The organism is Rubripirellula amarantea, from assembly GCF_007859865.1.
Lineage (GTDB): Bacteria > Planctomycetota > Planctomycetia > Pirellulales > Pirellulaceae > Rubripirellula > Rubripirellula amarantea.
Genome location: NZ_SJPI01000001.1, coordinates 887,396 through 899,932 on the forward strand (window position 1 = coordinate 887,396; position 12,537 = coordinate 899,932).

General features: G+C 51.4%; 6 protein-coding genes. 3 read left to right on the top strand and 3 right to left on the bottom strand.

Annotated features, from left to right (window positions below; genetic code table 11):
- The 3 genes from Pla22_RS03205 to Pla22_RS03215 all read left to right on the top strand — a co-directional run bounded on the left by Pla22_RS03205 (position 1) and on the right by Pla22_RS03215 (position 7,286).
- A complete protein-coding gene (locus Pla22_RS03205; protein ID WP_146513324.1) occupies positions 1–3,195 on the top strand; it encodes a serine/threonine protein kinase in 3,195 nt (1,064 codons plus the stop codon).
- 280 nt (positions 3,196–3,475) lie between these two features.
- Positions 3,476–4,105 carry a PEP-CTERM sorting domain-containing protein gene (locus tag Pla22_RS03210; protein ID WP_165440498.1) on the top strand — a complete coding sequence of 210 codons (630 nt, stop codon included), beginning with the start codon at positions 3,476–3,478 and terminating at the stop codon, positions 4,103–4,105.
- Between the two features lie 73 nt (positions 4,106–4,178).
- A complete protein-coding gene (locus tag Pla22_RS03215; RefSeq protein WP_146513326.1) occupies positions 4,179–7,286 on the top strand; it encodes a PVC-type heme-binding CxxCH protein in 3,108 nt (1,035 codons plus the stop codon).
- Between the two features lie 35 nt (positions 7,287–7,321).
- Here Pla22_RS03215 and pgi read toward each other — a convergent pair whose 3' ends face one another.
- The 3 genes from pgi to Pla22_RS03230 all read right to left on the bottom strand — a co-directional run bounded on the left by pgi (position 7,322) and on the right by Pla22_RS03230 (position 12,523).
- Entirely contained in the window at positions 7,322–8,950 is a 1,629-nt protein-coding gene (gene pgi / locus Pla22_RS03220) for a glucose-6-phosphate isomerase (RefSeq protein ID WP_146513327.1), read from the bottom strand.
- Positions 8,951–9,068: 118 nt separating this feature from the next.
- A complete protein-coding gene (locus tag Pla22_RS03225; RefSeq protein WP_146513328.1) occupies positions 9,069–10,661 on the bottom strand; it encodes a sulfite reductase subunit alpha in 1,593 nt (530 codons plus the stop codon).
- Positions 10,662–10,702: 41 nt separating this feature from the next.
- A complete protein-coding gene (locus Pla22_RS03230; RefSeq protein WP_146513329.1) occupies positions 10,703–12,523 on the bottom strand; it encodes a NirA family protein in 1,821 nt (606 codons plus the stop codon).
- Between the last annotated feature and the right edge of the window lie 14 nt (positions 12,524–12,537).

Below are 12,537 nucleotides of genomic sequence, written 5' to 3' on the forward strand. Positions count from 1 at the left end.
ATGCCCCAGAGCCCTCATAAGCCATGGCACAACTCCGATAGTTTGATCAGCGAACCCTGGTTGACCGAGTTGATTCAGTCGTACGAAAAAGATTGGCAAAGAGTTATCGAATCGTCGGCCTCTGAGGCGAAGATAGAAACGCCCAGCTTTGATGCGTTGTTGCAACGACTCGAACAGCATGAGATTGATGAAAACAAGCGAACACTCGCGAAGTCAACTCTGCGATTAATTGACCAGTACTATCGTGAAACACTCGACACAAAGATCTCAGACGATAACCGCGATGATAACAACTCTCGCAATTCGTCATACGAGGAACCAACCATTGATTCCTTCTCGCCTGCCGATGCCAACTCGGCTCAAGAAGTCACACTCGATACAGGTGCTATAGACCGCGACGTTGCTGTTGAATCAAGATCTGAAAACGAAGTTACCATAGCAGGGAAATCAGCACCCAGTGGTGAACTTCCCGTTCGCGTTCATCCGGGGAGTGGATCGGCTAACACCCCTGTCGAAGGTATGGACGACACTGCGGACTTTTCGGTCGGCGAAGCACGTGCGATTGGAACCGCAAAGGTAGGCCGCAGTAATATTCGACCCTCAGCAAAGGGCAGGTCAAATTTCAATGCGTTGCCACCGGGTGAATCGATCGGTGACTACGAAATCAAAAGTGTGCTTGGCCAAGGTGGCATGGGTGTCGTTTACTTGGCAAATCAAAAAAGCCTTGACCGACTTGTAGCACTCAAAATGATTCTGGACGGAAGTCGCGTAAATCAAGCAATGCTAGATCGTTTTGACGCTGAAGCTAAAGCAATTGCGAAGCTTCAGCACGAAAATATCGTGCGGATCTATGAAGTTGGCGAGCACGACGACCACCCGTACTTTTCTCTTGAGTTCATTAAGGGAGCAACACTCGGTGATTTAATCCGAAGCAATCCAATGACCCCGAGCGAAGCTGCTAGAGTTCTTGAGTCTGTCGCCAGAGGACTTCAATACGCTCATGAGCAGAATATCATTCACCGAGACATCAAACCGGCGAATATTCTGCTAACAAGCGACGGTACCCCGAAAATTTCGGACTTCGGATTGGCTCGTGAGATAGAGCGAGACCAATCGCTAAGCATCACAGGCGCGGTCGTGGGAACCCCTGGATACATGGCACCCGAGCAAGCCAGGGCTGCCACCGACATCGGTCCTGCCGCTGACATTTGGGGCATGGGCGCCATGCTATACGCAATGCTAACGGGTCGAGCTCCATTTGTGGGATCGAACCCTGGCGAATCCGTGATGATGTTGCTGCGGGAAGAACCGGTTCCTCCTAGTCGTCTGCGAATTAAGATACCTAAAGACCTAGAAACCATCTGCCTCAAGTGCCTTGAGAAAGATCCTTCGCGACGCTACATCGACGCGAGACATCTTGCGGATGACCTTGCCAAATTTCAACGTGGCGAACCTATCTCTGCCCGCCCCATCTCCTTATGGGAACGATTAATTCGTTGGTGTAAACGCAATCCTACAATCGCGGTGCCAAGTGGTCTTGCCGCTTGTTTGGCATTGGCCTTAGCCGTCGGAGGACCGCTAGCAGCAGGCACAATCTACCAGCAAAAAACGGAAGTCGAAAAATCAAACAAAGCTCTCGAAGTTAGCAACAACAAGCTAGTTGTTAGTGAAGAAGAAGAACGTAAAGCGCGCCAACTTGCCGAACAAAACGAACAGCTCGCTGAACAGAATGCCGAGCGTGCCAGAGCATCCGAAGCGGTCGCCGTAAAAGCCAAGGAAACCGCTCAGCGAAATGCCGAATCCGCTCAAGCCGGGTATAAGCAAGCCGTTGATGCGCTGAAATCACTTGTGTTTGGAGTGCTAAGAAAACTTGATGACCGCCCTGGCATGAGTGATGTGCGGGAGGAACTGCTTAATACCGCTCGAGAAGGACTCGCAAGACTCGATTCGACCGCGTCGGATCCAACTCAAAACAATATCATTGCCGCGGGGACACTGCGTCGACTCGGCGATGCGAACCTTGAAACTGGTAGAGTCGAAGCGGCTCGACAATGTTACGCACGATGTCTTGACGTTGTCGCATCACTTGACAAGGAAAACAAGCTTCCCGGTCGATTCCACAATCTTTCCACCGCACACGATTTACTCGGCCAATCACTTCGTGCATTGGGAAAGATGAATGAAGCGAAGAGCCAATTCGAAACCGCACTCACTCTACGAAGACAATGGCTTAATCAAGAACCCAGCAATCAAGGAGTCCGACAGAACATCGCCGCAACGCTGGGTCGGCTTGCTTATGTTGACATGGACCTGGGAAACCTAGACGCGGCACAGGAGTGGTTCGAAGAATCCGCTCAAATTCGCGAAGACTCGGCTAAGGACGACCATTTTTCAATTGGTGCCCAGCTTGAATGGATCGGCGCCAAATGGTCGTTAGAAAAACTGAGAGTCCGAAACGGCGATCTGAAAGCTGCGACAGGAAATCTTACGAAGATCGCTAAAGACCTTAACAAGATTAGCGACGAAAACCCTTTCATGGTTGCCCCCGCCTGGAATGCTGGTCTTATGCAAGCGGACCTCGCTACCTGGAATCTATACCTAGGGAATCATGCAATAGCACTTCAGTTTGCGAACGATAGCGCAACTCGACTACAGAAGCTCAAGAAGCAGGAAAAGAAAAACTTAAAGCTCAGTGAAAGCCTCGCCGAATCACTTCACCTCAAGGCCATTTGCATAAAGCTTCATTCAACGGAGGCTTCCGATGAACTAGATGCGACCGCTCAACATGCATTACGTGAAGCAGTTTCGCTCCGTCAAGAAATATTAGAGGCGGATCCCTCCCTAGGCTTGATTCAACTACGTCTCGCAAACGACTTGGCTCAGCTAGGAGAAACCGACCAAGCGAAGAAGATTCTTGAGCAAATCGAGATTCCCAGTCATGCTCACAGTTCGTGGTGGCAAGCGTTCGCGGTTGCCAATGCACAACTTGCTACCGCCTTGAAAACCGACCCAGCATACAGTGGAAACAGTGACGGTTTAATCAAACAACAGAACTATTTTAGTGAGCGAGCAGTCTCAGCTATCAAAGCGGGCATGGCCGAAAATCAAATCCCCAGTGCATTTGTGAAACTTGCCCCAGAGATTACATCGCTTCGAGAACTTCCAATTTGGGATGAATTAGTCGATTCCCCCTAACCTCACCGTCCACACGTCTCGCTTGTTTGTTGCTCAATGCTCTCGAATTCGACAATGTTGACCACATTATGCGTTCAAAACTGGAATTTGGATGAGATGTAAATAGCATGTCTTTGAGGATGCAAATCGAGAGACTCTCAACGACACTGCGTACCATTGTCCCCTGCAAATCATTATGAACCGTACTGTAAAGACTCAACTTGAGGAAACTCGTCGATCGTTTGCGTGGTCGGAATCTAGAGTCGTTCGATGCTTAATTTCATACTGTTTTGTTGCATTGATGTTCTCACCTGCAAAAGCAGCATTTGTGATTGAAGTAGACAGCGACACGATGTTTGCGGGTGAAACGAAAACACTGAATGTCACGATTCGAAGCGTGGGAGTACCGGACGACTTAAACTTCTTTGTTTTCGACTTAGTCTTGACTCCGATTACTCCTTTGCCAGCATCATCTGATGATGTCAGATTTGTTGACCCAGGGATCTCGACAGAGCCATTTGCAGCAACGCCAAGTTACGTATTTTCGGGAAACAGCAACGCCGCTATAAGTGGCAACGCGATTACGTCGACTACTCAAACATCGTATGCCAACGATACGCTAACCATTACGGATCTCTCTGGTGACTTTAATGACATACCCGTTCTTACCAGTCCGACGTTGATCGCACAGTTTGACCTACAGACGGCGATGAATGCCGCAACTGGGATCTATGAAGTGTCCGTCATCGATCCATTCGCGGATGACTTCAATGGTACCGAACCTGCTATGAGTTCAGTATCAGGTTTTATAGAGATCACTGTTGTGCCTGAACCATCCTCAATGCTGGGGCTAGTTGTTGGTATTCTCGGTGGACACCTGATCTTGCGGCGTAGGCACCAACAAGACTTCCGTATGCGGGGCATGACATGACCGCTTTGCCTGCAGATAAGTGATATCATTGGTGGAGATCATTCCTGAACTCCTCCGCCTGTTGAATGTTTGTATGCGACCTTTCTTCGTTGCAGTGCTCGTGAGCTTCGCCGGCCATGCCGCGTCTCATGAGCCAACGTCTTTCGATCATTCCATTGGGGCCATTGGCTTTTCGATTCCTGATGGGTTCGACATTGAAAGGATCGCCGGCGAACCATTGATCAAATGGCCGATTGTGGCGGATTTTGATCGCGACGGAAACCTTGTGGTTGCTGAATCGGGCGGTGTGGGCACGCCAATTGACGCGCACAACCAAAAGCAGCTTCACAAGATCATTCGACTTGTCGATACCGATCGCGATGGTAGTTTTGACGAACGCATTGTTGTCGCTGATCAATTTGCCTTTCCTGAAGGAGTGCTTTGCGTTGGCGACAGCATCCTTGTAGCTGCACCGCCACAGATTTGGAAATTGACCGATAGAGACGGCGATGGCGTTTGTGAAGAACGTAGTGTTTGGTTCGATGGTGGAACGGTGACGTACTGTGCCAACGACCTGCATGGTCCGTATCTCGGACCGGATGGCTGGATCTATTGGTGCAAAGGAGCGTTCGCGAAACAAAGCCATATGTTGGTTGATGGGCGCGAGATCCAATCATCCGCTTCTCACATCTATCGCCGCAAACTTGATGGCGGGCCGATCGACATGGTAGTTGCCGGTGGCATGGATAACCCCGTCGAAGTAGCCTTCACTTCAACCGGTGAACCGTTCTTTACCAGCACTTACCTTGTTCATCCGAACAACGGAAAACGAGACGGAATTGCTCACGCGGTTTACGGGTCCCTGTTTGGAAAAGACCACTCCGTCATTCAAGATCACATCAGGACAGGTGACCTGATGCCCGTTATGACTCAACTCGGCGCGGCTGCTCCCAGCGGACTTGCGTGCTTGAATCGTTATGACATAGTCCCATTCGATTCAAACGGTAATGATGTCTTAGTAGCAGCCCAATTCAATCGGCAACGGGTAACTGCTCATCGGTTGATCCCAATGGGCTCTAGTTTTAAGACAGAAGACCACGACTTGCTGATCGCTGACCGCATTGACTTTCATCCGACTGATGTCGTTGAGGACGCGGACGGAAGTTTGATCGTGGTCGATACCGGTGGTTGGTACGACCTATGTTGCCCCACGTCCCGGGTCAATCAGAAAACAGCAAGCGGCGGAATCTATCGACTCTCGAAGCGTCAAGAATCGACCACCCAAACACGGCAACCGGTCATCTGGTCGACGCTTACGCGAAACCAAAATTGCGAGCTTGTTCTCGACTCCCGACCTTGGGTTGCCCGCGAGGCAACTCTGCGGTTAACCGACGCGGATATCGGCAAGCTTCGGGAGCTAGCGATGATTCCACGATCTTCAACCGCGAGTCGGCTGCGCTGCATCGGTGCACTAACGAGCCTAGGAAGTCCCGCCGCGCTCAACCAGATCGCTTCATTCATCGACGACCCCCATGTTCCGGTGGCTATCGCAGCGGTGCGAGCAATCTCGCTTCACCGAGACAGTCGAGCAGTTGCAAAACTCGTCAATTTGATCGATCACGACAACCTTTTTCTGCGTCGCGCAGCGGTGGAAGCTCTCGGCAGAGCAGGGGATAGCGATTCCATTTTACGCCTCTTCTCGACCGACGACGAAGGAGATCGTCATCTCGCTCATTCAATCGCATTCGCCTTGATTGCGTTGTCGCGAGCGCATCCTGAACTCGACTTGCTACAGATTGCGAGCAACGACGACGAGAAGCGACTTGCTTTGCTGGCTGTTTCTCAAATTGATAACGGGTCACGACTCAAGCCCGCTGATGTTTTCGCCTTGGCAAGTAGCGATGACGAATCCTTGTCAAACCTTGCCATCACCGTTCTCGCTGAGCATCCTGCGTGGGCACAAGAACTTATGCCTTTCCTACAGACATATTGGTCTGACCTAAACCATCACGGTGACAAACTTGCGACGCTGCTGTCTCACTGGAAATACAATCCAGAAATTCAAGACTTAATCAGAGATTGGATTTGGTCGGTTTCAGGCATCGACGATGATCCGCAGCGCCGTATTCATGAAACCTACTTGGCCGAGCATTTCGATAAAGTTTCACCCCCGAAACTTCCGGCCGCCTGGATTGAACCATTGGCGCACTGGCTGCGATCCAGTGAAGGGCGTACGAAACTTGCACTTTCGATTGCGTTGTCCAAAGTGGATGCGGATCTTGCAACTTCTGAAGCGTTGATTGAGGCTATAGGAAGCTTGGCTGATCAATCCGCAGAAACAGGCCAGAAATTGCGTTGGTTGCGATGTCTGCCGTCGGGATCTGGAATCAACGAGACAACCACAGAATCCGTGATGGTCGATGCGTTTTCTAATCTCGATCACTCCGATCACGATGTGGCGAAGGAGGCGATGCGTCGAGTCAGTCTATCCGCGTCAGCAGCCCGCAAGGTGCTTGATAGTCTTGCATCATTACCCTCGCTGGATTTGCCTATCGCAATCCAAGCGATCAAGCGGCTAGACGATGAAACCTTAAACTTGTCATTGCTGAAGCGGCTACGGGAGCTCAATTCTGCGAAGACGCTCGCACCCAACTACTTGACGAATGCGTTCAAGGATTCATCGCCGCGTGTTACCAGCGAGGCTCAAGAAACGTGTGAGGCTATTGCTAGACCACCGGTGGAAATCGGTGATGCCGTCGCGGTTTGGCAATTAAAATTGGTTCCTGGGGATCCGGTCAAAGGCTTGCAGATTTTCCACGGCACGAAAGCCCAATGCGGCGCATGCCACACCATGGGTTTCGTGGGCGGAAACGTGGGTCCCGATCTAACTCGCATTGGTTCGTCGCGAACGATGGAAGCAATGCTTGAAGCGATTCTTTACCCGAGCCAGCGACTGGAACAGAACTATCGCTCGACAAAAATCTTGACGATCGACGGCGAAGTTTTAAACGGGCTAGTGAAGCGACGCACAACCGCGGTGGTTGAGCTTCAAATCTCAGCGGACGAGACGAAAATGATCTCCACCGACGAAATCGAGGACGAGCGTCCCAGCGAAATATCCGTAATGCCCACCGGACTTGCTGAACAACTCTCCATCGAAGAGTTGTCGGACCTGATGGCGCTTCTGCAAGCAGCAAAGTAGTGCATGCATGGCACATCCTTTCCTTACCGTAGCGGCTACGAACTCTTCGTCGTACGGTAGCGTTCAATCAGTGCATTCGTCGAACTGTCATGCGAAAGTTTGACATCGCTTGACTGCAGTTCTGGGATGATCGCCTTCGCAAGTTGCTTTCCAAGCTCGACGCCCCACTGATCGAAGGGATTGATGTTCCAGATCACGCCTTGGGTGAACACGCAATGCTCATACAGGGCAACCAATGATCCAAGTACTCGAGGGGTGAGCTTGTCTATCAGCAATGTATTCGACGGTCGATTGCCCTCGAAAACGCGATGAGGTACCAGTGATTCGCTAGTGCCTTCCGCACGCACCTGATCAGCAGTCTTGCCCATGGCCAGCGCTTCACCTTGGGCAAATACGTTCGCCATCAACTTGTCGTGATGGTCACCAATGGGATTGAGCGAATTCGCGAACGCGATGAAGTCGCAGGGGATCAAATGTGTCCCCTGATGGATCAACTGATAGAACGAGTGTTGCCCATTCGTACCTGGTTCGCCCCAATAGACTGCACCAGTGTCATAGCTCACTCGCTTGCCTTCAAGCGTGACACTCTTGCCATTGCTTTCCATTGTCAACTGTTGCAGGTAAGCAGGAAAACGACTGAGATACTGGTCGTATGGCAACACGGCAAGCGTTTGAGCTCCGAAAAAGTTGGAATACCAAAGCCCCAACAAGCCCATGATGACTGGCATGTTCTGATCCAGGGGAGCGGTCCGATAATGGGTGTCCATCTCGTGGAACCCCGCAAGCATTTCTCGAAAACCATCGGGCCCAATCGCCAACATTGTCGACAAGCCAATTGCCGAGTCCATCGAATAGCGACCGCCGACCCAATCCCAGAAGCCAAACATGTTGTCGGTATCGATCCCGAACGCTCGTACCGCTTCGGCATTTGTCGATAGAGCAACGAAATGCTTGGCAACCGCTGACTTGTCACCCTCGAGACCATCAAGCAACCAAGCACGCGCGGTATTTGCGTTGGTCATGGTTTCCTGAGTTGTGAACGTTTTCGAGGCCACGATGAAAAGAGTCTCAGCAGGATCAAGGCCCTGGGTCGACTCAGCAAAGTCAGTCGCATCGACATTAGAAACGAATCGCATTGTCAACTCACGATTGCTGTAATGTCGCAATGCCTCGTATGCCATTACCGGACCGAGGTCCGACCCGCCGATACCAATATTGACGACGTTTCGAATTTTTTTGCCCGTGTGCCCCTTCCATTCGCCGCTTGAGATACGGTTCACGAAGCTTGCCATTCGGTCGAGCACTTCGTGAACGTCGGGAACGACATTCTTGCCATCGAATACAACCTCGGCCCCACGTGGTGCTCGCAAGGCTGTGTGCAATACCGCCCGGTCCTCAGTCGTATTGATTTTTTGGCCGGAAAACATCGCTTCGATGCGATCGGGCAAAGTGGCACTTCGAGCCAACGCGACCAGCAACTTCATTGTTTCACCGGTCATTCGGTTCTTGGAATAATCCAGGAACAAACCGGCGGCTTCGAGGGTGAACTTCTTTCCTCGTGTCGAGTCTTCCGCAAACAAGTCGCGCAGGTGCCGGTCCTTGATCTCCGTGTGGTGCTGTTGCAAATTCTTCCAAGCATCACTTTGGACAAGCGTGTTCGACATCGGTGTTTCCAGGCTGAATAATGGTGATAGCGAATAAGCTCGGTGACAGTCACCCCGCTCTCAATTCTCAATCTATCATCCTAGAAACCCACTCGCGGGGAAAGCCGTGACGTAAACGTTAGTAAACGTCTCGGACATACCTTTTTTCGTCCACCAGTCGTTTGAGATAGGCTTTCGCATCGTCGGCTGACATGTTGCCTTGTTCTGCAATGATATCAGCGAGTGCTCGATCGACGTCGGCCGCCATCCGAGATGCGTCGCCACAAACGAAGAAATAGCCGCCCTCTTGAATCCATTGCCAAAGCTCAGACGCGTTTTCTCGCATTCGATCTTGGACATAAACCTTCTTGTCACCATCGCGACTGAACGCCGTGTCGAGTTTAGTGAGCAAGCCACTGGACGCATACTTCTTGAGCTCGTCTTCGTAAAGAAAATCGAACGCTTCGTGTTGATCGCCGAAGAATAGCCAGTTCTTACCCGGCGACTTTTGAGCGTTCCGTTCTTGCAAGAACGCCATGAACGGTGCGATACCAGTGCCAGGTCCCACCATAATCATGGGCGAGTTCGGATCTCTAGGGATGGTGAATCCACCATGATTGGGCTGCGTGAATACTCGCACCGTGCTTCCTTGCACGACACGATCAGCCAACATGGTACTTGCAGCGCCCTTTCGAACCCGCCCCTCTCGTTCATACACCACTTTGCCGACGGTTAGATGAACTTGGTCACCGACTTGGCTCATACTCGACGCGATTGAGTAGAGACGTGGATTCAATGGTTCCAGCGTTTCGAGGAACTCGGTACATGTTAGCGATTCGACATTGGCGACTTCCAATACATCAAGCACATCAAAACCTTCGGGAACCCCCTCGTCGATCATGGTGTGCAAGAGATCTTTGGCTGTCTCTTCGTTGGCACGAGCAATGACCAGTAACAGCAACTCGTCCGAAGGATCTTTCAAACAGAAGTCCTGCTGCAATGCTTCGCGAAGCGTCTTGCGACTACCATCGGAAGACGTCAAAGATAGGTTGGGATCAGCGCCGATCCGGTCGATAATTTGCGAAACCAGTTCGCCGCAGTTCTCGGGATAGATCCCCAAGGCGTCCCCGACTTCGTAGTTCAGGCCAGAGCCTGCGAGATCGATCGCCACATGCCGCGTATCCTTTGCCGAACCCTCTTTATTGAGAGGACGTGATTCAATAATCGCTGCGCCATAAGGATTGGATCGTGAGTATCCGTTTGCCGCACCGTTGGTTGCTGGCGTGCCATTGGTGGCCGATTTGCCATTCGTTTCCGCACTACCGCCTTCCTTTAGCAATTGCTTGATCATTTGCTTTGTTTCCTTTCCGCCAGGACTGCAAAGCGTTACGTTTGATTCGGCTCCCGATTCGATTGCTTCGGCGTAAGTTTGGCATAGGTAACCACACGAACCGCAATTGAGCTGTGCCATCGCCGCCATTAGCTTTCGCTTGAGCGGTTTTCCTTCCGCCATTTCCATTCGCTCGACGATCGGAAGTGTGGAATCGTGCCAGGGAAAGTCATCGTCTTCTTCGCTATCCTCACCAATCAATTCGGTGGCAACACCGGCCGTCGCTAAAGCGGTACCGGCATCCATTCCTGGCTGGATCCCCATCATGCCAGCGAAGAATCCATTTAACCACGCACGTTGTTCTTCGTTGAACGGCGCGCTACTTGGAATGAAACTACTCATAGGTCTACCAAAGATTCAATGATCAAACAAAACGAACAACACTAAACGCTCACGTTCAACAATGACTTGAGCTCTTCGTCACTACTGCGACTTGCAAACTGAACAAAACTTTCGCCTTCCTGACGTCGTTCTAGATAACCGCCCACGATGCATGCGATCGTTTGAGGACAATCTTCGGCCACGACATACTCGAATAGCAACCGAGCGATTCCCTGACGATCGCCCCAACCGCCGCCTAGATGAATGTGGTATCCGTCCACCATGTCATCCCCGCGTTCGACCTTACAACCAATGAGTCCGATGTCGCCGATGTAGTGCTGAGCACAACTGTGATGGCAACCAGTGACGTGAATATTGATGGGCTGGTCAAGCTCGAATTGCGATTCGAGGGCTTCAGCGATTGCCATGGCGTTTGCCTTCGTGTCGGCGGCAGCGTACTTGCATCCGGCACTCCCCGTGCATGCGACTAATCCCGCCCGAAAGGAGCTTGCTTGAGTGTTCAATCCAATCGCTCGAATCTTTTCATCAACCTCGTTGATGTCTTCGTTGGCAATGAATGGAATGATCAGGTTCTGCCACACCGTGAAACGGATTTCGCCATTTCCGTATCGCTGTGCAATGTCAGCTAGTGATCTGGCTTGGTCGCTAGTGATGCGTCCCACCGGCAAAACGACACCGACATAGCTCAAACCCGGTTGTTTCTGGAGATGAAATCCGACGTGGGCGGATCGGTCCTCGTTGTGAGGAACACTAAGCCGAGACTGGTCGACACGTCTTAGCTTTCGACCGATTTGCTTCTCAACGGCTTCAAGAAAAAGGTCGAATCCCATGTCGTCCAATACATATTTCAACCTTGCTTTCTTGCGATCCGTGCGGTCACCCGTTTTGACGAAGACTCGCACGATTCCGCCCGCAACCTCGTAGCATTCGTCGGCGGTTAGCAACACGCCGGTTGGTCGAGCAAAATCCTTGTGACCAGTAATCCCACCGAGAGTCAGTTGAAAGTAAACACCCGCTAGTAGATCTTCACTAGCGTGTTCTGGGGTTACCAACACGGCATGAAAGCCGATGTCGTTTGTGTCGTCCAGTGCCGACACCTTCCCGCCACCATCGAAGGCAATGTTGAACTTGCGTGGCAATCCATACATCTCGCGATGATTCAAAATGTAGTTATGCATTCGCTTGGCCAACGGAATGGTTTCTACTAATTCCGTGCCATCAATACCGGACAATGTGCTGGCGGTGCAGTTGCGAATGTTGTCGCCTCCTGATCCGAGGCTGATAACATCGACGTCGCGAAGTCCATACAGAATATGGGCGGCCTGATCAGCGGGAATTTCGCGAAACTGCAGGTTCGCGCGAGTGGTCACATCAATGTACCCACCGGCTGAACGATCGCTTAAATCAGCCAAACCTCGGAACTGCCAAGCGTGCAAGACTCCGCCGGGAATTCGCATTCGGCACATGAATGAATCTTGCGCGGGTGCAACGTGAAAGAGCCCGTGAAATTTTGTTAAAAAGACATCGGTACCTTTAGGGAACGTTCCCGCGTTGCTTCTAGCGATGATCTCGTCCCACATATCAAGTGGATTCTTCTCTCGCTTTGCCTTTTCCTCAATGCTCAGTTTCTTGCCGGCAGCTTCGGCATCGGCTTGAGCTTGCAGAGCAAGCATCTCGGGACGGCTTGCAACTACGGATCCGTCAATGGTGCTTGCACCGCCACCTACCTTCAGGGTTGTCCCAGTCGGTGAGCCACTACCGCTAATAATCGGCAGATTGCTGACGGCGCGAGCGACATCGGAACCGAATGCGAATCCCGACAGGAATTGTTTTTGCTCTTCCGAGAAAGCTTTGTCAGTCATACGAACAGATCTAC

Coding starts and splice junctions, on each gene's coding strand:
- pgi (WP_146513327.1), bottom strand. CDS start 8,950: ATGTCGAACACGCTTGTCCAAAGTGATGCTTGGAAGAATTTGCAACAG.
- Pla22_RS03225 (WP_146513328.1), bottom strand. CDS start 10,661: ATGAGTAGTTTCATTCCAAGTAGCGCGCCGTTCAACGAAGAACAACGT.
- Pla22_RS03210 (WP_165440498.1), top strand. CDS start 3,476: ATGTTCTCACCTGCAAAAGCAGCATTTGTGATTGAAGTAGACAGCGAC.
- Pla22_RS03230 (WP_146513329.1), bottom strand. CDS start 12,523: ATGACTGACAAAGCTTTCTCGGAAGAGCAAAAACAATTCCTGTCGGGA.
- Pla22_RS03215 (WP_146513326.1), top strand. CDS start 4,179: ATGCGACCTTTCTTCGTTGCAGTGCTCGTGAGCTTCGCCGGCCATGCC.
- Pla22_RS03205 (WP_146513324.1), top strand. CDS start 1: ATGCCCCAGAGCCCTCATAAGCCATGGCACAACTCCGATAGTTTGATC.